Genomic DNA, 22,590 nt, shown 5'->3' with positions numbered 1-22,590 from the left:
TCAGGGCGAGAAGCAAGAAATATTTATCTTAGTCAAGAGTCAATTGTAAATTGTCAATTGTTATTAGCCACTCTTTCACTCCTCACACCTGTCGGTTTCATTTTATTCTCCTGCCTGCTTTTGAGCCGTGTAGTTTGCTCCAAAATTTTCTTAAAATCCTCTTGTGATAAGCGTTCAACATAATTCAGCTTGATTTCCTCTAGAAAATCTACGAGCAGAACTTGTAGTTCTAAAAGTACGTGTTTTTGTTGTATTTGCTCTCCTAAAGCTTCACCGAAGCGTTGTAATAATTGACTAAAGAGTTTTGCTGCAACAGGATCTTCCACGGTACTAACTAGAGCATTGTATAAATTGGTGGTGATTTGGGTTGCCAATTGTTCACCCAACTGTGTTTGTATTTTTGCCACTCCGGGTAAGTTTTGCAGGTTGCGGTAGACAGGAGAATTATTTAACGCACCTTCTAGGTTGTGATGCAAAATTGCCACTAGTTCTGGTTGAATTTTAGGCAGAACTTGGTAGACGATAGTTTGTACCAAGATAGCAGCGATCGCTTCCACTTCATTGACATTATTGATGTCGATATAAGGACGCAACTTCTCTTTTTGCAAAAACCAACTAAATAATTCGCCCCTGTGAATAGAACCTTGTACCTGGTTAATCACTCTCACTACAACTATCTCAGTAAGATCCTCGGCAAAATTTGATACAATCCCTAAATGAATTTGCTGTCTAATCGGTTGCAAATTTAAGATTTCTGCTTGATCAAGACGAATAATCACAGGTATGACTCGTAACCAGCGCCAAAATGGTATTAGTAAAAATAAGTCATACCAGCGCCACAAAATCGCATTTAACCAACTGAAACTTTGATAGCGGCGTTTAATATAAAAACTACGAATGAGTAATTCGACAGCAAATATACAGACAAAAGGTAAATCAATTAGCCAGAAATAATCAATATAATCACCATTTTCTCCAATCCTTCGGTAGTAATTCGTAGCAATTAAAGGTCTTACTTGCTGGTTAAAAAACATAAGTTCTTTTGTCCAGCCATTTTGCAATAAATACTCCTGACTCCAAAAAATCTCAAAGGCTGTTTTGGCAGAGTCTTGCTTGAGGTGAACACGCATTTGATTTTTTATTTTTTCCAATGTGCCACTTTTATTAGCTGATGCAAAAGGATTATTGACTATCATTTCAACACTCAGACGGCGTAAATCAGCTAGCTTTTTTTCTACCTCCGGCGACTGTAAACCTGTTTTATTGATCTGATTTTTCAGTGCATCAATTGTGTTGAGATATTTTTCTGTTTCTCTATGAGGTTCAATACCTTTGAGTGGGTCATAGGCAATCACAATTCGCGGTGTAAACTGTAAGTACCTATCACGCCAAGAAATATAACTTAAATTAAATAAGACTAAGCATAAATTGATAGTGGCAATTATTGCCATGACTCGTTCAAACCAGAGTTTGTTATTTTTTAGAGATTTGGAATCAGACATTATAGCTATAAAAATTATCAGTACTTCGTGGGTGATGATAAACAATTAAGTTAGCAGAAAGCAACTATCAACTAGCAACAAACAACTATAATTTATGTTGTTTTAGACTTCTTTATCTATCATTTTCAATAAGTATAAATACTCTTTAAGAATCACTTTGTAAAATTTTTTATACCAAATCTTCTAATTTGAAACTGAATCTAACTAGTTTTAATCAAAAATCATTAATATTTCAGCCAAAGTATTTATATAAACTTAAAATGCATCTGTTAGTTCTGGTAACATCAATATTTTCCCGGCTTCATTGAAAGGAGTTTGAATTATGTGGTGTGAATTTGGAAAATCAAGCTTTAGTGTAGCTACCGTTTGTATAGTAACTGCGGCAACAAGTGTAGCGATCGCACAAACACCAACAACTGTACGGCAGCAAATCTATACTCCACAGCAATTTCGTAGCGTACTGCAAGGATTAGGTTATAAAGTTACGATATCAAACGCACCCCTAACAGATGCAGAAACAAAAAAAGCAATTCAAGAATTTCAAAAGGGTTATAGATTACAACCAGCAGATAGCATAGCTGGGCCAAAAACTCAAGCTTATGCAGCAAATATTGTCAAAATTTTACAGGCAAATTTGAATCTGGTAACTAAGCCAAATCCTCCTCTACCTAAAAACTCATTTTACGGGCCTCAAACCCAATCCGCAGTCAAAGCTTATCAAAAAAAGCTACAGCTTCCCCAAACAGGAATTGCTGACTTGGCATTGCGGCAGAGACTTGACAAAGATGCTAAGAAAATACTTCAAAATCCATCAGTAGCACCATCATCTACACCACCATCGCCAACCCCATCACCCACGCCAACAACAACCCCATCACCCACGCCAACATCGACAGCAACACCCACGACAACACCAACACCAACAACAACGCCAACACCAACAACAACACCAACAACAACACCAACACCAACAACAACCCCATCACCCACACCAAAATCTACAGCCACACCAACAACAACACCAACACCAACAACACCATCACCCACACCTTAGACTAGACAAAGGATCGGGGATCGAGGATTGGGGACAAGGGAGACAAGGGAAACAACTTCTCAGTGATCAGTGATCAGTGATCAAATTAAACTGTTAACTGTTAACTGTTAACTGTTAACTGATTCATGCCCAATGCCCTATCCCCAATAAATTCTAAGTACTAACGCATTTGATTAGGTTCTTCTAACGGTCTACCCTTGGGAACCGGTAGGATGGGACGACGGTCATCATAAGGCATGGGGATGTACTGTACCGTTGGGCGTCCGCCTTGAGGTTGCGGATACAACTCCATCAGGTCGTAAACTATACGGGGCAGTCCGACTGTAACGGGCAGCCCCATCTCTGTTGCTTCTTCAACCGTAATCGGATAGTCATGAGTAACGCGCCCTGTTGTTAAGGCTTCGACTATGTTTTCAATATCTTCTGACTTAACTTTTTGCTTAGGTATATTGTCTTTTAGTAGAGTCCGCACAAAGCGCTGTACCTGCTGCATCGCTTTACGCGACATATCAGCCATAATCAGTGTTTGATCCTCAATTTCACTGATGGGTTTATCCTCTACAATTTTTAAAATACTTGCCGCTGGGAAATTACCAAGTTGGGGATCAACAGGCCCTAAAACAGCATTGGCATCCATAACAATTTCGTCAGCAGCTAGGGCAAGCATAGTACCGCCACTCATGGCATAGTGGGGTACAAAAACTGTAACTTTAGAGGGATGACGAATTAATGCTCTGGCAATTTGTTCAGTAGCTAAAACCAAACCACCAGGAGTATGTAAAATTAAGTCGATTGGCACATCTGGCGGAGTGAGACGAATTGCCCGCAGAATCTGTTCTGAGTCTTCGATAGTTATGTAGCGTGATAGCGGAATTCCCAGTAAACTAATAGACTCTTGGCGGTGAATAAGAAGAATTACTCTACTTTTGCCTTGCTGTTGAAATTCTTGAAGGGCGCGGAAGCGTCGATACTCAATCTGACGTTTTTGCCAAATCGGTTGAAAAGACGAAAAAAGCAGAAATATCAAGAATAAATCACCAATACCAAAACTCATAGATTTTAATCTTTAAAAATAACGGTTTGCCGTCATTATTGTCCCAATTTTTGAGAATTGGCAGTTCTATCTGAAGAAACAAAAGTGCATTGGGGATCGGGGATTCCCCTTACCTACACCGCCAAATTTTGATGGTATCGTCATCACTACCACTTACCAGAGTTTGTCCACTCGGACTATAGGTGACAGATCGGATATAGTTCAAATGACCAGTCAGGCTGCAAATTTCTTTACCTGTACTGACATGCCAAATCTTGATGGTTTTGTCCCAACTACCACTTGCTAACCACTGTCCATCAGGACTAAAGGCAAGTGACCATACCGAGTTAGAATGCCCTGTGAGGGTGCAAATTTCTTGACCTGTACTTACTAGCCATAGTTTGATAGTAGAGTCTGCGCTGCCACTGGCGATCATTTCTCCATCTGGACTGAAGGCGATCGCATTCACAAAAAATGAATGTCCCCTCAAAGTGCGAATTTCTTGACCTGTATTTATGTACCACAGTTTGACTGTGTAATCAGCACTACCACTGGCAATCACTTCTCGATTCGGACTCCAAGCAACAGACCAAACAGTATCAGTATGGCCAACAAAAGTCCGAATTTCTCTACCTGTACTCACTTGCCATAGTTTAATCTTACAATCAGCACTGCCACTAACCAGCATTTGTCCATTCGGGCTAAAGCTGACAGAATTCACGCCATTGCTGTGACTCCTAAGAGTACGAATTGCTTTGCCAGAACTAATTAACCACAATTTAATTGTCTCATCCCAGCCCGCACTAGCAAGAATTTCTCCATCTGGGCTGAAGCTAACACTACTAACCATACTGGAATGACCAGAAAACCAACGACCAAGACTACGCAGTAACTTACCACTCTCCAATTGCCAGAGTTTGATCGTCGTGTCACTACTACCACTTGCTAAAAGCTGACCGTCACGACTAATTGCTACAGTTTGTACCATGCTGGCATGGCCTTTGAGAGTATTTACACACTCCCATTCCCCTTGACTCAATAAAGTAGTAGTTTGAGTGTGAGTATTTGGAGTGATAATTTGTGTGGGGGGTACAGAAGAATCTTCCTCAAACTCACTATCTAGTAGATTTAACCAGTCTTGTACGCTTTGAGGACGCTGCTTGGATTGCAATTCCATACCACGCAGAATTGCTAGATTTACCTTGTGGCTGAGATTGGGATTGTAGTACAGTGGTGGTCTTAGAGAAATGTTGCGCCGTCTCTCCTCCGCACTGGTTGGTATGATCCCAGTCACCAAACTATATAAGGTAGCTGCTAAACCATAAACATCAATGTATTCTCCCCGTGGTGCTTCCAATTCGTATTGTTCGGGGGGGGCAAAACCAGGAGTACGGTAGACTGTATGCTTTTGTACAACGTTGGGAATAAATTCTCTGGCAATACCAAAATCAATCAAAACAGCTTCTAATTTATCGTTGCGAAGCATAATATTGCGCGGCTTTATGTCCCGGTGTAGCAAGCCTTTGCGGTGAATAATGGTTACAGCAGCGCCCACTTGGCGTATGTAAAGCAGTGCTTCTGCTTCTGGTAGTATTCCCAGTCGCTGTAAGCGCTTACCCATATCTTCGCCTTCGATGTACTCCATCACCATACAAGGCATATTTGCTTCATCGAAGATATTTTCTATTTGGACTATATGTGGATGGCGACACACAGCCAATCTCACAGCTTCATCCCGAAAGTCAAGCCTCAACTTGTCTCGGTGCGGTTTCCAGGCGGGGTTATTGAAGATTTCTTCTTTTAATGTTTTAATAACCCGCAGTTCTCCATGTTCGTTGGTGGCGAGGTAGGTAATACCAATTCCCCCCTCACCTAGTTTTCTTTGGATGATATATCGTCCCCCAAATAACCGTTGTCCTGGATTCCAAACCATTAGTAATAATTGCTAAATCTGCTATTTATTTTGACCGATAATTCCTTAATGGTACAAGTCTTCATATTCCATAGGGAAGTCATCCAAAATCAAATTTGAAAAAGGCGTGTGGGGGTGTAAGGGTATAGGGGTGTAGGAAGAGTCATATTTTTATTCATCCTAGTGTACACAATTTATGATATCGGACTCCTATTTGATTTTTGAATAGAACTCAGTACACTTTCTGTTCCCTATTCCCTATTCCCTATTCCCTATTTCCCGTTCTCTGTTAAGAGCCTCAACTAATAACTTCATAAACTAAACCAGATTACTATAGCTACTCATTAAAATTATTAATATTTATCTTGCGTAATTTTTGTGTTTTGGGGTGTAGGACATAATGTTGATTTTTCGATTGCGTTTTTATTAATAAAAAACATACTTTATATCTGGAAAGCAGGAAGCTGATAATGTAGTTTTTATCATTCCTGCTGAGATCGAGATATAACCACAATGCTAAAAAATCTGAAGTTGAGACAAAAATTTACAATCTTACTAATTCTTATTCTTGTGTTTGGTTTGGGCTTGAGTGGGTTGAGTCTATCGTCGTTACTCAGGCAAAATGCTAAACAAGAAATTGCTAACAATGCTTTGTCACTCATTGAAACGATTACTGCTTTGCGTGAATACACAGTTTCTCAAGTCACGCCGGAACTAGTTGATAAATTGGAAACGAAATTTTTGCCACAAACAGTATCTGCTTATTCAGCTAGAGAAGTGTTTGAAATTTTGCGAAAAAAACCAGAATATAAAGACTTTTTTTATAAAGAAGCAGCACTCAATCCTACAAGTTTAAGGGATAAAGCTGATTCTTTTGAATCAGATATTATCAAGCGTTTTACTGATGAAAAAGATTTAAAAGAGTTAAATGGTTTTCGTTCATTACCTGGTGGAGATATTTTCTATATCGCTCGTCCACTTAAGCTGACTCAACAAGCCTGCTTGAGGTGTCACAGTACTCCTGACGTTGCACCGAAAACGATGATTGAGCGTTATGGCGCAGAAAATGGATTTGGATGGCAGTTGAATAGTATTATTGGCGCACAGATAATTTCTTTGCCAGCTAGCAAAGTGATTGAAAAAGCACATAAATCTTCTTTTGTAATTCTTCTAATTGTCTCTGCTGTTTTTATTTGTGTTGTTCTTTTAGTCAATATTTTCTTAGAACGTCAAGTTATTGGCCCTTTAAAGCGTCTAACTCGTGTAGCGGAAGAAGTTAGCACAGGACATATGGATGTTGAATTTAAACAAATAACTAATGATGAGATTGGCAATCTTGCTAAGGCTTTTAAACGCATGAAGTTAAGTTTAGAAATGGCAATGAAAAGACTGAAAAGAAATACTGGAACTACAGAAATTTAATATTTATCAATAAAAGATAAAAAATATGTTATATATCTCAATTGAGGTGAGACGAACAAATATAATTAACTACCTACAATTATTTGCCAGAAATCATGAACTGTATAAAGTTAAAATTTAACTAGTATGATATTAAATGGTTAAAGTTATGCTAAAAAACTTACGACTGAAACAAAAAGTTACGATTTTATTACTTGTAATTCTGACATTTGGTTTAAGCTTGAGCGGTTTGGCTTTATCTTCTGTTTTAAGGCAAAATGCCAAACAAGAAATTACCTCTACAGCTTTGATGTTGATGGAAACTATGATTGCTGTTCGGCAGTACACTAGCAATCAAGTTAATCCAGAGCTTGTTGATAAATTGGAAACTGAGTTTTTACCGCAATCAATACCTAGTTACTCAGCAAGGGAAGTCTTTGAGAATTTGCGACAAAAACAAGATTATCGAGATTTCTTTTATAAAGAACCAACCTTAAACCCTACTAATTTGCGGGATAAGGCTGATAGCTTTGAGACACAAGTTGTTAATAGTTTCCGGGCTAACAAAAATTTAAAAGAAACAAGTGGATTTCGATCGCTTCCTGGTGGAGATATTTTTTACATTGCTCGTCCACTTGCTGTTTCTGCTCCAAAATGCCTAGAATGCCACAGTACGCCAGACCAAGCACCAAAAAGTATGGTCGATCGCTATGGTACAGCTAACGGTTTTAACTGGCAATTGGGTGAGATTATAGGCGCGCAAATTATTTCTGTACCAGCTAGCAGAGTAATTCAAAAAGCAAACCAATCTTCTGTGTTAATTGTTGGACTTGTATCTCTTGTTTTTGTCCTCGTAATTGTCTTAGTTAACATCTTTTTGAATCGACAAGTTGTTCTTCCTCTCAAACGCATCACTCGTGTAGCGGAAGAAGTCAGCACAGGACATATGGAGGTTGAGTTTGAACAGTTGTCTAATGATGAAATTGGTAATCTCGCCAAAGCTTTTAAACGCATGAAGTTAAGTTTAGAAATGGCGATGAAACGGCTCAAACGTCCTCCTGGAAATACACATGGTACAGGAGGAATGGGAAGTACTGGAAGTAGTGACTATCCTTAACGGTGAATAGTACTAGAATTGTAATTTTCAAAAATACCCGGCGATGTTCGTAATCGCTACTACACGAGACTTACGCCTGCCTACGCAGGCTATTTATATAGAATAATTTTCTACGAAAATAAGCGTCTAGTAAATTCCAATGCGGCTTCTGACTCTGGTATTTCTCTTGCTAAGAGTTCTACAAACTGGTAAGGTGTCGTTTGCGGATTATCGGCTAAGGTATCTTCTACGATCAGGCTAGCCATCGGACCAATATAGAAGGCTAAAGCATCTTGACAACGCCGTATAAATGCAGCGTTGAGTGAAGTTATTTGTTGCTGATTTTGATTCGTTTGTCGATTTGGAAAATTTGGTTGATTTTGATTCGTTTGTGAGTTTTGATAATTTGGTTGATTTTGATAAGTTTGTCGATTTGGGAAATTTGGTTGATTTTGATTCGTTTGTGAGTTTTGATAATTTGGTTGACTCTGATAAGTTTGTCGATTTGGAAAATTTGGTTGATTTTGATTCGTTTGTGGATCGCGAGAAGTTTGTTGACTTGATGCTTTACTCAGCACCGTTTCATCTAAATCTGAATTAGGAGACTGAGATTGAGATATTGTTAGGGTTGTTTGAGCGTCCGGAGTAAGTATGGTAGGAGGAACATCAAACATTGTTGATGGTGATGCTGTTTGAGGTCTTCCTAAAAGCTCAAGATCCCTTAAAACCTCTTGAGATGTTTGATATCTGTACCTGGGTGTATCTGACAGCATTTTATCCAGGATTTGAGCAAATTCATCGCTGACATAAGTGTAAAAACGCCATTTCCACTCCAAGCTGTACTGATCCATGAGCAATGATGGATCTTTACCTGTAAGCAGTACAATTGCTGTGACTCCTAAAGCATAGAGGTCACTACTAGGAGAACACAACCCTAAGCTGATTTGTTCGCGGGGGGCGTATCCTACTTTCCCTACCAAAGACATTTTACCTACAAAGGTCGCTTGGTTGGCATTAGTAACTTCATTGAGATCAGCTATTTGTTTTCCAACTCCAAAGTCAATTAAGACGGGCAAAATATTACCTTCGGGTAACATAATATTGTCAGGTGAAATATCCCTATGAATAATATGATGCTGATGGATGTATTCTAAAATGGGTAATAAGTTTCTCAACCACTGAATGACTTCTTCTTCAGTAAAAGTTTGTCCTTGACGTTGGCGATCGCGTAATAAGGCTGAGTAAGTTTTACCATTGACATATTCTTGTACCAGGAAGAGGCGACCATCTCCTTCAAAACAAGCCAAAAAACGAGGTATTTGTGGATGTTCTAACTGGTGAAGAATTCTTGCTTCTCTTTTGAACAAATTGCGGCATTTTTCTAATCCTCCTCCTCCTCCTGTCCCAATCGGCGCAAATTCCTTCAGGACACAAGCCTCATTAAAGCGACGAGTATCAAACGCCAAGTAGGTTCGCCCCAGACCCCCCTGTCCTAGCAGTTGTTGGATGATGTAACGATTATCAATTAATGTTCCTGAAGGTATTTCTGGTTTGACTAAGGGGAGCTGAGACATATCATGAGACTCCTAATTATTTCCCATATATAATTTTGTTACATATAACTTCAACTCCTAGCCTATGAGTTTTCGTACAAGAAATCCAAAATATCTATGAATCTACACTTTTCCAGTAAAGTTATCTAAACATCAATTTTTGATGATTTTCAAATTTGGATTTCCAGACTTACTTTTGGAGAACACACGTTGAAGTTTTGACATTAAATGACTATTGTAAAAGCCAATTAGTTTCTGTTTGAGATATTTGTTAACATCATAAATTACTATCACCCTAATTATTTATTGGGTATAAACTCAAAAAATATGCAAATAATTTATTACATTTTATTAAGTATTATGCAACTATTGAGTTAATTGCTTGCTAATTTACTTTGTCGGGTTAGATGTTTCTGGAATGAGAATAGCAGGTGTTTGCTTCACTTTTGGCTCTATAGGCTGAACTTTTTCTACTAACTTAATAAACTCCTGGTAATTAGGTATTTTAGCAGCAGGAATGTAACCTGCGTCGGCAGCAATATCGGCAGGTGCATCATTCATGGCTTTTTGGATTTGCTGTTGGAGATTGCGATCTACTGTTGGCGAAAGTAGCATCACTCCAGAGGGAATCCAGCGACTAGTGTGTAAAGTTCTAAACTTGGTCGTACTGAAACTACGGCGATGAACCTCAAAATCTTGCTCTGATATAGCACCAGCATCAACTGTTGCGTTATCAATCCATTCAAGTACAGTTTTAGGAGTAGGAGCAAAACGAATTTGAGCTAAAGTTAAACCGTAGAGATCGTACAAAGGGACATAGTAGCCAGCAGCAGAACCAATTTCTCCTAAAGCAACAGTTTTGTTAGACAAATCTGATATTTTATTGATTGGTTTATCATCTCGGACAATTAATAAAGAACGTTGTCTATTACTAACTCCTTCCATGGAAAATAAAGGAATGTAAAGTTCTTTGCCGATCGCGATCGCAGCTAAACCCGGAGGTGCAAATACTAATTCCCATTTTTTGTTGCGAATTTGGTCAATAGCTTGCAATTCGTTGTAGGCTGGCTCCAAATCCACAATTGATTTAGTTTGTGATGCGATGTAATCTTTGAAGCGATCGTACTTATCAAGCGATATTTTTCCTTCACCGTAGCTAATAACGCCGATAGTCAGTCTGTCAGGACTCTCGCTTGTTTTTGGTTGTGAGTCACATCCGAATCCAAATATCCCTATTAATGCCACTAGTTGAAATAGTAAAAAACGTGACTGAATAAAAATATTAATTTTCATAATTTTTAGTTACAACAGCAGGAGATAATCAGGCGCAATTAATTTTGATGATCGTACTTCGATCTCCTTGCAAAAGGCGATCGCACAAAAAAGTTAACCTTTTTTACGACAAATGTTGCTATTTGAAAATATATCTTGACTAATGTGGTTTGGTTTTGCTCATGATGGAAGAAAGAAGTTCTGTTGTTTGGAACAACCAACGAACAAGAACAATCTAATAACTACCTTCACATCTATGCTTATTCCGTTAAATTACGAAGAAATTATCAAAAATAATCCGGAAAATCACCCACAATTCCTGTAGGATACGGGTATGGCTTTAACCAGAGAATAGGTATAATAAATTTCATGACAGGGAGCTTTGAACAAGCTACGCTTGTTAGTCCTCAACCTTTTTTGGAACTGAATAACAAAGGCCAAATCCTACGGCTTTATCTTCAAAAAGATGAGCATCGCTTGGGGCGTGGTCGCGAATGGGCAGATTTAGAAGTACCAATAGGCTGGGAAGTCTTCTCCAGAAAACAAGCTACTTTACGTAAAGAAGGAGGAGATTATCGAATCTATGATGGTGATGGAGTCAATCCTAGTCGTAATGGTATATTTTTGAACCAATTACCCATTGATGCTAGTGGCTATTTATTAAAAAATGGCGTGCAGTTAGAAATCGGACAATCTCCTCACAACCGAATTCAGCTAACTTACTATAACCCTGTTGATGCTCCGGTAACGATCCCTACAAACCGCCGCTTGATGTTAAAAGGCTTGAAGGACTGGCCTGTGCAATTGGGGCGATCGCCAAAACCAGATCGCTATTCTTCCATGCAGTTGGATGCGCCTACAGTCTCTCGCCTCCACGCGACAATTTATCCTGATGGTCAAGGGGGACATTTTCTCCAAGATTTAAGTACAAATGGTACTTTTGTCAATGGTCAACGAGTTTCCAAACGCTTTCAGTTAGTAGATCAAAGCAGAATTCAAATCGGGCCGTTTAGCCTGCTTTATCGCCCAGATTGCCTAGAATTATTAGACAGTGGTAGTCAAATCCGTCTTGATGTCAACCGCTTGCAACGCAAAGTCAAAGACAAAGAGGGACGAGAAAGAATAATTCTGAACGATGTATCTTTGGTGATTGAACCAGGACAGCTAGTAGCGTTAGTTGGTGGTAGCGGTGCTGGTAAGTCTACCTTGATGAAATCTTTATTGGGAATTGAACCAGTATCTTCTGGTACAGTCTACTTAAATGGTGACAACTTGCGGCAAAATTGGCCGATGTATCGTTCACAACTAGGTTATGTTCCCCAAGATGATATTGTACACCCCGACCTCCGGGTAGAGGAAGTACTCGGCTATGCCTGCAAACTGAGGCTTCCACCCGACACAAATGTCCAGCAAGTAGTAGATACTACCTTAGAACAAATTAAACTAACCCACGTACGGACAAATTTTATCCGTAATCTCAGTGGTGGACAACGTAAACGCGTCAGTATTGGCGTGGAACTATTAGCCGACCCGAAACTATTCTTCTTAGACGAACCAACTTCTGGTCTTGACCCTGGTTTAGATAAAGAAATGATGCGTCTGTTGCGAGAATTAGCAGACCAAGGGCGGACAGTAGTGTTAGTAACCCATGCGACAGCCAATATTGAAGTGTGCGATCACATTGTCTTCATGGGTAGAGGTGGTAAACTCTGTTACTTTGGCCCTCCCAAGGAAGCACTGGGCTTTTTTGAAATGCCCTCAGAAGACTTAAAGTATTTTTCAGATATTTATATCAAACTTGATCAAGGCAGTAATGGCAAAGATGTTGCATCAACGGTTGATTATTGGTCGCAGAAATACGAAAGATCGCCAGAATCCCAGAAGTACGTAAAATCACAGTTAAAGCCTGGTAAAGATAGTACATCGAAAGCAGATGATCGCATTCACACAGGCATATCTCCGATTAAACAACTGGTGCTGTTGAGTCAGCGATATCTGCAATTAGTGCTGCGCGATCGCACAAGTATAATTTTATCGTCGGTATCAGGGCCGATTGCGATCGCACTCACAGCATGGATATTACGAGACGAAACACCCCTCAAAAGACTCAACCCCGTAGAAATTACCCAAGGCCCTTTAGCACTAAAGGTACTATTCATCTTTAGTTGTATAGGAATTTGGGTAGGGCTTTCTAGTTCCGTCAGAGAGATTGTCAAAGAAGCAGCTATTTATGCACGAGAACGACTGATTAACTTGGGTTTAATTTCCTATTTGGGTTCTAAAGTTGCGATTCGTTCCAGTTTAGTATTGTTGCAAACATTATTAATTATTGCAGCTGTATTAATCGGTTTTAAATCTCCAGAATCTAATCTCATACCTTGGTTCTTGGGTTTAGGAATTACTACCTTTTTAACCCTGCTGGCAAGTGTTAGCCTGAGTTTAATGATATCTGCCCTAGTCAAAACAGAAAACGAAGCAAATAGCATTCTTCCCTTAATAATGATTCCCCAAATCATTCTCTCAGGAGTGCTATTTAAAATGACAGGTTTAGCAGCTAAATTAGGATGGCTAACAATTAGTAGATGGTCAATTGGTGCTTACGGAACCTTAGTCAATGTCAATGCAATGGTTCCAGAAAATACCCCAGGTTTACCTTCTCTTATGGATATTTTTGAAAAGTCTGATGTGTACAATGCAACTTGGAAGAATTTGGGTTTAAATTGGGGAATTTTGGGTGTGCATACGTTTGTTTATTTAATCGTGGCGCTGTTGTTACAGAAAAGGAAAGATATTGTTTGAAGATGACGTTTTTTGTTTTCCATTTACTAACAACTAACTTAATCTATCTCATCAGGATTCACACCTAATTGACGCAAACGTTCTGCTAATTGTTCTGCTTTTCTTTTTGCTTGAGCAGCTTCTTGTTCAGCAATCATAGCTCGTTCGGTAGCAGCCGCAGCTTCTTCTGTGGGTGCAGGAATTAATTTTCCTTCTAAAGTAAACCACCTTAACCACAACCTTTCAATATCTCGAAATGAACCTTGCCATAATCCTAAACTTAAACTCAACTCTGGCATTTGTAAGCGTCCTTCCGTGAAATTCATCGGTTCATAATGTCCACCTACTAACTGAAATGCTCGAATTTCATTTGTATAGCGGCTAAAAACAATATAGTAGGGAACCCGCAAGATTCTTTCATAAACTTCCCATTTTGTCGGAGGTTTACCTATTTCTATTTTTTTTGTCCCTAAATCTTCTTCTTCTGTTCCTGGAGATAACAATTCAACGACAACAAAAGGATTTGCTCGCTCTTGCCAGGTTACATAACTTAAACGTAAATCACGTTCATCATATAATTTTGGCACTCCAACCACACCAAACCAATCTGGGCGTTTGTACCACAGAGGATGCTGAATATCGTAGTAGAGATTGAGGTCAGCAGCACTATAAACTAATTCCGGGTTCCAGTTTATTGGTTGAAAAGTTAAATATAAAAGTAAAGGCTGTAAAAAGTGGAAATCATCAGGCAAACCGGGTTCCTCTGGGTTGTCACTTGGTAAATCATACATTGTTGGTAGAGTTTGCCAAGGAGGAAGCGGAGGATCAGATTGAGGAATGAGGCGAGGAGAAGTCATATCAATTTTGGATTTGAGATTGTAGTAAATCTTAAGTAGGGAAGGTAAAAAGCAGCATTCATAACTAATTGATGCTCGCACATTGAGTATCTTCTACAGTTATTACCTAAAGTTAGTGTATTTAGCTATATTTATGCTTTTTTAATTTGAAGATTGTATTTTTATTGATATATCTAGACATATTTCCAAAATACTGCAAATTTTAGTTGTAGCTTCTTATATCTTCCACAAAATAGAGAAAAATAGTCTCTGATGATGAAGTACTACTACACAATTCCACCGCTATTGATAGGCGTGTCTATTGTATTGGTGCAGGCGCAAGTTGTATTCGCCCTGTCTTCGCAGGAGTTAGAAAGCATTGGTAGAGAAATCACTGTGCGGATTGTGGATAGTCAAAATCCAATTGTTTCTGGTTCAGGAGTTCTCATCAAGCATTCCGGTAACACTTACACCATCCTGACTGCTTATCATGTGGTCAAAGATAGTAGTAAGTACGAAATTATTACACCAGATCAAAAAAGTAATCAAGTTAAATCTGTTAAACGCTTATCAGGAGCAGATTTAGCTGTCGTTGAGTTTAGCAGTGGTAACAATTATAAAATTGCCAAAATCGGAAATTCAGACAAAGCTACAGCCAGTACAACAGTGTACGTAACGGGATTTCCCGTACAGAGAGGTGCAATTCCCAATCCGACTTTATTTTTTAATAAGGGACAAGTGCAAGCGAATGGTGCTGCCCAAGGTGATGGTTATAACATTATTTACGATAACGATACTTTAGGTGGAATGAGCGGCGGCCCGGTGCTAAATGAACAGGGAGAAGTAGTAGCAATTCACGGCAGGGCTGATGAGCAAACAATAGGCGGACAGAGTCAGACGAAAATAATTACGGGATTAGGTATCACTATTTATTCCGCTTTGCGACAGTTATCATTTGTGGGTGTAGATGTAGGCGTGCGTCCGCCAAATGTTGTGGCTGCTACACCAAAAGCGGATGACTTTTTTATCAGAGCCAGAGAAAAGCAGAAAAATCAGGATTATGAGGGAGCGATCGCTGATGTTAATGAAGCGATTAGGCTCAACCCCAACTATGCTGAAGCGTATGCTGGCCGGGGTGCTTCCCGCTATGAATTAGGAGATAAACAAGGCGCATTAGCAGATTTAACCCAAGCCATAAAAATCAATCCCAAATATGCAGAAGCCTATATAATCCGGGGTGGTATCCGTGCTGAATCCGGAGATAAAAACGGCGGATTTGAAGATTTACAAAAAGCGATTGAACTGTTTCCAGAGCATGGAAATGATGAGTCATACAAAAAAATGTTGGAGTTGATTTTAAAGTATCCACAGTAACAACTGACATCCTTCTTCTTGGTAAGGAGAGGGACTGGGGGTGAGGTTTTTTCATTGGGACTGCCTTCTGCCCCTTCCGTCTGCCTTTCTTCGGTCACTCCTCATCTGGTTCTAAATCTTCATCCTCCAACGATGCTTGTGGTATCGCCGCGATAATCGCATCTATTACCTTGGAAACCGGCAAAATCTCAATGTCCAAGCTGGGAAATTTTTGCCCTTTCGGAACGATCGCCCGCTTAAATCCCAATTTTGCCGCTTCTTTTAACCGCAATTCCATTTGTGACACAGGGCGTACTTGCCCACCCAAACCGACTTCACCAATTAATACAGTTCCAGGATCGACAACGCGATCGCGGAAACTAGCAACAATCGCAATTGCTACACCCAAATCTACTGCTGGTTCCTCGACGTTCAACCCACCCGCAGAAGCGACGTAGGAATCCAGTTTCGACATGGGAACGCCTACCCGCTTTTCCAAAACTGCCAAAATCTGCACCAAGCGGTTGTAGTCTACGCCTGTGGTAGAACGACGGGGTGAGGCGTAACTAGTGGGGCTTACCAATGCTTGCAACTCCACAACAATCGGGCGTGTACCTTCGCAAGCAACTACAATCGCAGTACCGGGACCAGGGTCATCACGGTTCCCCAAAAATAGTTCGCTGGGGTTGGAAACTTCCCGCAAACCGTGTTCCACCATTTCAAAGATGCCGATTTCATGGGTAGCACCAAAGCGGTTTTTCACTGTCCGTAATAACCGATGAGAAGCAAAGCGATCGCCTTCAAAATACAACACTGTATCTACGAGGTGTTCTAAAACTTTCGGTCCGGCGATCGCTCCTTCTTTAGTTACGTGTCCAACAATCAACATGGTAATATCTTCATGCTTTGCCACCTTCATCAAAGCTGCGGTACATTCCCGTACCTGGGCTACAGAACCGGGTGCAGAGGTTAGAGCAGGGAAAAAGACTGTTTGAATACTGTCAATTACCGTCAAATTGGGTTTGAGAGATTCGACTTCCTTCAGTATCTCTTCTAAATCTGTTTCCGGTAACACATATAAATCGGCAATTGTTCCTTCAATTTGCCTTATTTCTGAGGTTATGGGTGTTTCTTCTATTACTTCAGAGTTGTTAGTGTTACCATTATCATTGCCATTCCCATTACTAACTACGTTGAGTGGTTTGGTTACACCCAATCGGGAAGCTCTTAATTTAACTTGTTGTCCAGATTCTTCTCCGGAGACGTAGAGGATACGGTATCTTTGTGCTAGTTCATTTGATACTTGTAAAAGTAACGTAGATTTGCCTATGCCTGGATCGCCACCAATTAATACCATCGAACCAGGGACAACACCGCCGCCGAGGACTCGATCTAGTTCACCATAACCAGAAGGCCAGCGTGTAACTTGGCGATCGCTAATTTGATCAAATCTCAAAGAAGCTCGTGGCTTTGCTGGTTTATTCGCAGATTTAGTGTTTCCTTGCTGAGAATGCCAACTACTCACTCCCCGACTTGGAATATCCGTTGAGGACTGGATGGAAATTTCTTCTTCTAAGGAATTATATGTGCCGCAAGATGGACACTTACCAAACCATTGTGGAGATTCTGCGCCACATTGGTTACAAACATAATAAGTTTTCGGCTTTGGCATTCTTAAATATTATTAAATAATCTTAATTTTTTCTTAATTCTTCAGCAAAACAAAAATCCAATAATAGAAGTAGTTACAGCTTTTTCCCACGGAATAATTGGAATGATATCTTAATATTATGGTATGAAAATTTAATCATGAAAATTTTTAGTTAAGGAGCGTTGATTAGCTTGGAAAGTCATAAAGAAAAAATTCTGGTAGTAGATGACGAAGCCAGCATTCGCCGAATTTTGGAAACTCGGCTTTCGATGATTGGTTATGATGTTGTAACTGCTGGCGACGGCGAAGAAGCTTTGGATACTTTCCGCAAGACTGACCCTGATTTGGTAGTTTTGGACGTGATGATGCCTAAGCTCGATGGCTACGGCGTTTGTCAAGAATTGCGTAAGGAATCAGATGTCCCAATAATTATGTTAACAGCACTGGGGGACGTTGCTGACCGGATTACTGGTCTTGAACTAGGTGCTGATGATTACGTAGTTAAACCTTTTTCGCCCAAAGAACTCGAAGCTCGAATCCGTTCAGTACTGCGGCGGGTAGATAAAAACAGTGCTTCTGGGATTCCCAGTTCTGGAGTAATCCATGTTGGAAATATCAAAATTGATACCAACAAGCGACAAGTCTACAAAGGTGATGAGCGTATTCGCTTGACAGGTATGGAATTTAGCTTGCTAGAACTGCTAGTGAGTCGTTCTGGAGAGGCTTTCTCTCGTTCAGAAATTTTGCAGGAGGTTTGGGGGTATACACCAGAACGTCATGTAGATACCCGTGTAGTGGATGTACATATTTCTCGTCTGCGAGCAAAATTAGAGGACGATCCTAGTAACCCAGAATTGATTTTGACAGCCAGAGGAACTGGTTATCTTTTTCAACGGATTATAGAACCGGGAGAAGAGTAAGTTTTTAGGGAAGGGAATTAGCCCTAGGGAGACAGGGGGGACAAGGGAGACAAGGAGGACAAGGAGGACAAAGGAGACAAAAACATGACTTTTGACTTTTGAACAAAATTGATGGGATACAAGCTCCGTTCCAGAAAGGCGGCTTTGCCCTGAATTTCTACTAGAATAAAAACAAGTCGCCATAGGGCATTGGGAGACTTTAAACGGACATGGAGAGACTGTAAGACTACTAGTAGCAAGCTTCTGTGAAGTGTCAAGGAATCCTCGCTCCTTTAGGATGAGGAGGTATGTCAATTTTCAGCATTGATCAAGCATGGCTAAATCCGATCCGAACCGTATTTTGCGGCGTCTACCTATTGTTGTGGGGGGGTTAGGCGCTGTACTTTTGTTAACAAACCGTTTGCTGACATCAGAAATAACACAGTCTCAAGCTCGTGCAGATGTCTTGGGTGTCATTTTGAGTGGAGTATTGATTTTAACGGGTTTACTTTGGCAGCAAGTACAACCGCGATCGCCTGATGCAGTAGAACTAATTGGAGAAGAAGGTTTTGTACTTGCTCCTGATTTACCCCAGACAATCAAAACAGAACTTGCCTGGGCATCGCATTTATTGTTAACTAATACAGTCACGCGATCGCTTGTCGTTTTTTATCAAGGTAAAGTTTTATTGCGGCGAGGAATTTTAGGCACAAAATCAGAGGTGACACCAGGCCCAATTTTAAAAAGAGTACTCGAAAAACAACAGCCTGTGTATTTAGTTGCCTTAAAAGTCTATCCGGGAAAAATTGAATTTGATTATTTGCCAGAAAATACTCAAGGAGTAATTTGTCAACCAATTGGTAAAGAAGGCGTTTTGATTTTAGGAGCAAATGCCCCTCGCAGCTATACTAAACAAGATGAAAACTGGATCGCTGGAATTGCTGATAAGTTAGCTGTCACCCTGAGTGAGACGATGGGGAGTAAACAATGAAAAATGAAAAATGAAAAATTTAGGAAGAAGGTATGAGGTTTGGGTATTGGGCATGTTTAACCAACCACTAACCACTAACAACTAACAACTAATAATATATATTTATGCAAATAGTTTATTTATTACTAATTGCCTTAATGGTTGTAGGTATTATTGGCTCTGTGGTTCCAGCTTTACCAGGTGCCAGTTTAATATTAATAGCTATTATTATTTGGGGATTTATAAAAGGTTCTTTTGCTGCTATTAGTGCGCCATTGATTGTCACAGCTATAGTTTTAGTTCTAAGTATTGGTGTAGATTTATTAGCTGGTTATTTAGGTGCAAAACAAGCAGGCGCTAGTAAATGGGGACAGATAGGTGCAATTATTGGTTTAATTGCTGGGTTTTTAGGATTATTACCAGCTTTACCTGTAGGAGGGCCACTTTTAGGAATACTGTTTGGCCCTCTAGTAGGAGCAATCATCGGTGAATTAATCTATAGAAGAGACTTTGCGATCGCAGTCAAAGCAGGTATTGGAATTGTAGTTGGTACAGTCGTGGGAAATTTAATTCAGGGGGTGTTGGCGATCGCAGCAGTTGTGTTTTTCTTAGTCAATACTTGGCCACAAGTGTTTGGTTAAAAATAAAAAAGCTGCTGAATACATCAGCAGCTAAAACAGTATCACCTTTAGCTTACTGATAAAATCTTTTTACGTTGCCGTAAGCCAAACATACCTGCTATCGCCAAAGCACTCAAGCCAAAAGTCGTTCCCGCTTCCGGTACAGCTTTTGGTATTCCCTCGATTCCAGACAAGTTCACACCATCACCATACTTGGGAAACTTCTGAGAATGACCATTACCCAACTGCACTTCAAAAGATTTGACATCGTAAAAAGTCAAAGCCTGAATATTGTTATTCTTTCCAGCTTGCAACATCAGATTGTTAACTGACTTGCCGTTGATTAACAAAACGCCAGTACCAATATCTTCCACATCAAAAAAATCTAGAGTTACTTCCGACATTACATTTGTGAATTCAAACAAGAAGCGACCAACTTCTAATTGACCATTTTCAGGTAACTTACCGCTTTCTGTAATAGCTACAGGACGTAACCAGTATTCATTGATTCCTGTATTTGTACCTGCGTCTTTTGTTCCGAAACTAACTTTTAAACCTTGCCCTTGATAGGTGTTAGAAGTGGCTCTATCATCCACAAATAATCGACTAGCACCATATCCACCAGCCCCATCATAATCTAAACTTGTGACTGTGTAACCTAGTGAAGTTGTACTCAGACATTTAGTTGGATCAAGACAAGCAAGATTAGTCTTGATTTCACCTTCTTGTGTGGGAATGAGGGAAACAGCATGAGCAGCAGGCGCACTAGTAATTACGCCCAAGCCCAAAGTTGTTCCCATCATTGCTGCTAAAAAATGAAATTTATGCATGATTCCCCTTCTGCAACCCTTTTAAATGAAATTCGTAGAAAAAAATGATGATGTATTGCTATTGCATCACTAAGCTAATAGATAATTTGCTGAAGTGGGTAGTAGGAAAAATATATTTTACATTTTCTTGATTTGCAGATAAAAACCTAATATTATTCCGTAAATTCACAAGGTATATACGTATTAATAACTAGGAAATCAAAATAATAATGTAGACGCAACAGCAACCAATACTGCTCGGATAAGACAAATCGATTGACATTTGAATCCTGTAGGGACGCGTAGCAATATCCCGCAGGGTAATTTTGCGTTTCTACTCAATTTTCACAACTTTCTTATAAAAAAATGAGTAGTATAAAGTAAATAAGTGCTGGGCTTATTTACTCTATCTACTCAATCAGATTAAACAGAAGGAGAAATCTAAGAAAATAAATGTCTAAATTATGAATTTTTTATTTACTATCAATCCTTTTATGAAGTTAATGGTCTAATATGACAACTTACTTGATTATGGACATCCGGTTTCGGAAAACTGAGAAACCGGGTTTCTAGAGAAATCACGCGGTGAGTAAATAGTAAATGTTTGTGAAGTAGCTCATTAATTATATAAGTTCATAACCAAATTCTCAGCTGCTGATGCAGTTTTTTTGCGTTGTCGCAAGCCGAATGTACCTACTAGTAATAAAGCACTTAAACCGAGAATATTTCCTGGTTCTGTTACTGGTTTGGGAACTACATTTCCTTTGATATCAACACCATCGCCAGTTTTGAATTTGTTAGAATAAGCGTTACCCAACTGCACTTCAAAAGATTTTACATTATAAAGAGTCAATGACTGAATTTTGTTATTTTTTCCAGCAGGTACATTCAAATTGCTAACTGATTGACCATTTATTAGCAAGATAGCAGTGCCTGTATCTTCTACGTCAAAAAAATCTAAACTTACTTCCGACATTTCCTTAGTAAAGTTAAATAAGAAACGACCGACTTCTAATTGACCACCTTCAGGTAACTTACCTTTTTCTGTAATTGCTACAGGACGGAACCAATATTCGCTTAATGCTGGGTTTGTACCTGCATCTTTTGTCCCAAAACTAACTTTTAGACCTTGTCCTTCATAGATATTAGAAGTGGTTCTGCTATCTACAAATAATCGGCTAAGACCATAACCTCCAGCCCCATCATAATCTAAACTTGTGACTGTATAACCTAGTGAAGTTGTGTTAATACACTGATTCGGATCAAGACATCCGAGGTTGGTTTGTACTTCTCCTTCTTGTTGAGGAACTAGGGAAGCAGCCTTTGCTGATGGTGTAGCAGCAGCAATACCTAAACCAACAGAAAATGCTATCAGTGTTTTTGTTAAAGCAGAGATTTTTTGCATGATTTATTGGAAATAACTAAGGATAATTTCGGTTATTAGAAACAAACTTATGTGTTTGTTCTGAAACATATCCGTATGTTATTTCCGTATCCGAGTAATTGTCATCTCAAAATCAGAATATTTACTTATTCTTGATTTTGAGAAAAACTTTAGGAAAAATACTGAAATCTAATGTTTTTTAAAATACTTTAATTGTCATAAATAGTACTTGATTATAAAAACAAGAGATTTTGAATGGTATTAACCCCTTGATTTAAAAAATTTTATAGATTGATTTATGAAGAATATATGTCAATACGGTTCAATTAAGGCTAAAAACTAAAACTAGCGTAGGTTGGGGAGCCAGTGCGTTGCGGGGGTCCCAAGAGTTGTAGCACCTGGCGTTTGAGGAACGTAGACGCGCCCTGCGCGGCTGATCGCAGAGTAATATAACCCAACATTATCAA

General features: G+C 39.4%; 17 protein-coding genes. 8 read left to right on the top strand and 9 right to left on the bottom strand.

Going from position 1 to position 22,590, the window contains the following annotated elements:
- Window positions 1–53 precede the first annotated feature (53 nt).
- The gene (locus ACE1AT_RS01525) at window positions 54–1,502 is read right to left on the bottom strand and encodes a hypothetical protein (protein ID WP_374865549.1); all 1,449 of its coding nucleotides are present in this window, start codon (window positions 1,500–1,502) and stop codon (window positions 54–56) included.
- 322 nt (window positions 1,503–1,824) lie between these two features.
- Between ACE1AT_RS01525 and ACE1AT_RS01520 the strand changes: the two genes are divergently transcribed.
- Window positions 1,825–2,556 (top strand): peptidoglycan-binding protein, encoded by a 732-nt coding sequence (locus tag ACE1AT_RS01520; protein ID WP_374865548.1) that lies wholly within the window; start codon window positions 1,825–1,827, stop codon window positions 2,554–2,556.
- A gap of 160 nt (window positions 2,557–2,716) precedes the next feature.
- Here ACE1AT_RS01520 and ACE1AT_RS01515 read toward each other — a convergent pair whose 3' ends face one another.
- Both ACE1AT_RS01515 and ACE1AT_RS01510 read right to left on the bottom strand, forming a co-directional pair.
- Window positions 2,717–3,610 carry a hypothetical protein gene (locus tag ACE1AT_RS01515; protein WP_374865547.1) on the bottom strand — a complete coding sequence of 298 codons (894 nt, stop codon included), beginning with the start codon at window positions 3,608–3,610 and terminating at the stop codon, window positions 2,717–2,719.
- Between the two features lie 109 nt (window positions 3,611–3,719).
- A complete protein-coding gene (locus ACE1AT_RS01510; RefSeq protein WP_374865546.1) occupies window positions 3,720–5,522 on the bottom strand; it encodes a protein kinase in 1,803 nt (600 codons plus the stop codon).
- A gap of 492 nt (window positions 5,523–6,014) precedes the next feature.
- Between ACE1AT_RS01510 and ACE1AT_RS01505 the strand changes: the two genes are divergently transcribed.
- On the top strand, window positions 6,015–6,923 hold the full coding sequence (locus ACE1AT_RS01505) for a DUF3365 domain-containing protein (RefSeq protein ID WP_374865545.1): 909 nt from the start codon (window positions 6,015–6,017) through the stop codon (window positions 6,921–6,923).
- A gap of 148 nt (window positions 6,924–7,071) precedes the next feature.
- Window positions 7,072–8,019, top strand: coding sequence for a DUF3365 domain-containing protein (locus ACE1AT_RS01500; protein ID WP_374865544.1), 948 nt, complete (start codon window positions 7,072–7,074; stop codon window positions 8,017–8,019).
- Between the two features lie 110 nt (window positions 8,020–8,129).
- Here the strand turns inward: ACE1AT_RS01500 and ACE1AT_RS01495 are convergent, their stop codons facing one another.
- Both ACE1AT_RS01495 and ACE1AT_RS01490 read right to left on the bottom strand, forming a co-directional pair.
- A complete protein-coding gene (locus tag ACE1AT_RS01495; protein WP_374865543.1) occupies window positions 8,130–9,572 on the bottom strand; it encodes a protein kinase in 1,443 nt (480 codons plus the stop codon).
- A gap of 369 nt (window positions 9,573–9,941) precedes the next feature.
- Window positions 9,942–10,844 (bottom strand): phosphate/phosphite/phosphonate ABC transporter substrate-binding protein, encoded by a 903-nt coding sequence (locus ACE1AT_RS01490; RefSeq protein ID WP_374865542.1) that lies wholly within the window; start codon window positions 10,842–10,844, stop codon window positions 9,942–9,944.
- 348 nt (window positions 10,845–11,192) lie between these two features.
- Here ACE1AT_RS01490 and ACE1AT_RS01485 point away from each other — a divergent pair, with 348 nt between their 5' ends.
- Complete coding sequence (locus ACE1AT_RS01485; protein ID WP_374865541.1) at window positions 11,193–13,622, top strand: ATP-binding cassette domain-containing protein; 2,430 nt, start codon at window positions 11,193–11,195, stop codon at window positions 13,620–13,622.
- 38 nt (window positions 13,623–13,660) lie between these two features.
- Here ACE1AT_RS01485 and ACE1AT_RS01480 read toward each other — a convergent pair whose 3' ends face one another.
- Window positions 13,661–14,458 carry a Uma2 family endonuclease gene (locus tag ACE1AT_RS01480; RefSeq protein ID WP_374865559.1) on the bottom strand — a complete coding sequence of 266 codons (798 nt, stop codon included), beginning with the start codon at window positions 14,456–14,458 and terminating at the stop codon, window positions 13,661–13,663.
- A gap of 252 nt (window positions 14,459–14,710) precedes the next feature.
- On the opposite strand from ACE1AT_RS01480, the gene ACE1AT_RS01475 reads away from it, so the two are divergent.
- On the top strand, window positions 14,711–15,811 hold the full coding sequence (locus ACE1AT_RS01475) for a trypsin-like peptidase domain-containing protein (protein WP_374865540.1): 1,101 nt from the start codon (window positions 14,711–14,713) through the stop codon (window positions 15,809–15,811).
- Between the two features lie 94 nt (window positions 15,812–15,905).
- Here ACE1AT_RS01475 and radA read toward each other — a convergent pair whose 3' ends face one another.
- Window positions 15,906–17,462: a DNA repair protein RadA gene (radA, locus tag ACE1AT_RS01470; RefSeq protein ID WP_374865539.1), complete on the bottom strand. Its 1,557-nt coding sequence runs from the start codon at window positions 17,460–17,462 to the stop codon at window positions 15,906–15,908.
- Between the two features lie 170 nt (window positions 17,463–17,632).
- On the opposite strand from radA, the gene rpaB reads away from it, so the two are divergent.
- The 3 genes from rpaB (at window position 17,633) to ACE1AT_RS01455 (ending at window position 19,951) form a co-directional block, all read left to right on the top strand.
- Window positions 17,633–18,361: a response regulator transcription factor RpaB gene (rpaB, locus tag ACE1AT_RS01465; protein WP_026087249.1), complete on the top strand. Its 729-nt coding sequence runs from the start codon at window positions 17,633–17,635 to the stop codon at window positions 18,359–18,361.
- 313 nt (window positions 18,362–18,674) lie between these two features.
- Window positions 18,675–19,331, top strand: coding sequence for a cofactor assembly of complex C subunit B (locus ACE1AT_RS01460; RefSeq protein ID WP_374865538.1), 657 nt, complete (start codon window positions 18,675–18,677; stop codon window positions 19,329–19,331).
- A gap of 104 nt (window positions 19,332–19,435) precedes the next feature.
- On the top strand, window positions 19,436–19,951 hold the full coding sequence (locus ACE1AT_RS01455; protein WP_374865537.1) for a DUF456 domain-containing protein: 516 nt from the start codon (window positions 19,436–19,438) through the stop codon (window positions 19,949–19,951).
- A gap of 47 nt (window positions 19,952–19,998) precedes the next feature.
- Here the strand turns inward: ACE1AT_RS01455 and ACE1AT_RS01450 are convergent, their stop codons facing one another.
- The gene (locus ACE1AT_RS01450; RefSeq protein WP_374865536.1) at window positions 19,999–20,760 is read right to left on the bottom strand and encodes an LEVG family PEP-CTERM protein; all 762 of its coding nucleotides are present in this window, start codon (window positions 20,758–20,760) and stop codon (window positions 19,999–20,001) included.
- Window positions 20,761–21,358: 598 nt separating this feature from the next.
- A complete protein-coding gene (locus ACE1AT_RS01445; RefSeq protein WP_374865535.1) occupies window positions 21,359–22,144 on the bottom strand; it encodes an LEVG family PEP-CTERM protein in 786 nt (261 codons plus the stop codon).
- Between the last annotated feature and the right edge of the window lie 446 nt (window positions 22,145–22,590).

Origin of the sequence: Pelatocladus sp. BLCC-F211, assembly GCF_041928655.1 — a bacterium.
GTDB lineage: Bacteria > Cyanobacteriota > Cyanobacteriia > Cyanobacteriales > Nostocaceae > Pelatocladus.
This window is presented reverse-complemented; position numbering and strand designations above follow the sequence as displayed.

What these genes read in the sequence shown, in the direction of transcription:
- ACE1AT_RS01525 (WP_374865549.1), bottom strand. Translation starts at nt 1,502, where the DNA reads ATGTCTGATTCCAAATCTCTAAAAAATAACAAACTCTGGTTTGAACGA.
- ACE1AT_RS01520 (WP_374865548.1), top strand. Translation starts at nt 1,825, where the DNA reads ATGTGGTGTGAATTTGGAAAATCAAGCTTTAGTGTAGCTACCGTTTGT.
- ACE1AT_RS01515 (WP_374865547.1), bottom strand. Translation starts at nt 3,610, where the DNA reads ATGAGTTTTGGTATTGGTGATTTATTCTTGATATTTCTGCTTTTTTCG.
- ACE1AT_RS01510 (WP_374865546.1), bottom strand. Translation starts at nt 5,522, where the DNA reads ATGGTTTGGAATCCAGGACAACGGTTATTTGGGGGACGATATATCATC.
- ACE1AT_RS01505 (WP_374865545.1), top strand. Translation starts at nt 6,015, where the DNA reads ATGCTAAAAAATCTGAAGTTGAGACAAAAATTTACAATCTTACTAATT.
- ACE1AT_RS01500 (WP_374865544.1), top strand. Translation starts at nt 7,072, where the DNA reads ATGCTAAAAAACTTACGACTGAAACAAAAAGTTACGATTTTATTACTT.
- ACE1AT_RS01495 (WP_374865543.1), bottom strand. Translation starts at nt 9,572, where the DNA reads ATGTCTCAGCTCCCCTTAGTCAAACCAGAAATACCTTCAGGAACATTA.
- ACE1AT_RS01490 (WP_374865542.1), bottom strand. Translation starts at nt 10,844, where the DNA reads ATGAAAATTAATATTTTTATTCAGTCACGTTTTTTACTATTTCAACTA.
- ACE1AT_RS01485 (WP_374865541.1), top strand. Translation starts at nt 11,193, where the DNA reads ATGACAGGGAGCTTTGAACAAGCTACGCTTGTTAGTCCTCAACCTTTT.
- ACE1AT_RS01480 (WP_374865559.1), bottom strand. Translation starts at nt 14,458, where the DNA reads ATGACTTCTCCTCGCCTCATTCCTCAATCTGATCCTCCGCTTCCTCCT.
- ACE1AT_RS01475 (WP_374865540.1), top strand. Translation starts at nt 14,711, where the DNA reads ATGATGAAGTACTACTACACAATTCCACCGCTATTGATAGGCGTGTCT.
- radA (WP_374865539.1), bottom strand. Translation starts at nt 17,462, where the DNA reads ATGCCAAAGCCGAAAACTTATTATGTTTGTAACCAATGTGGCGCAGAA.
- ACE1AT_RS01460 (WP_374865538.1), top strand. Translation starts at nt 18,675, where the DNA reads ATGGCTAAATCCGATCCGAACCGTATTTTGCGGCGTCTACCTATTGTT.
- ACE1AT_RS01455 (WP_374865537.1), top strand. Translation starts at nt 19,436, where the DNA reads ATGCAAATAGTTTATTTATTACTAATTGCCTTAATGGTTGTAGGTATT.
- ACE1AT_RS01450 (WP_374865536.1), bottom strand. Translation starts at nt 20,760, where the DNA reads ATGCATAAATTTCATTTTTTAGCAGCAATGATGGGAACAACTTTGGGC.
- ACE1AT_RS01445 (WP_374865535.1), bottom strand. Translation starts at nt 22,144, where the DNA reads ATGCAAAAAATCTCTGCTTTAACAAAAACACTGATAGCATTTTCTGTT.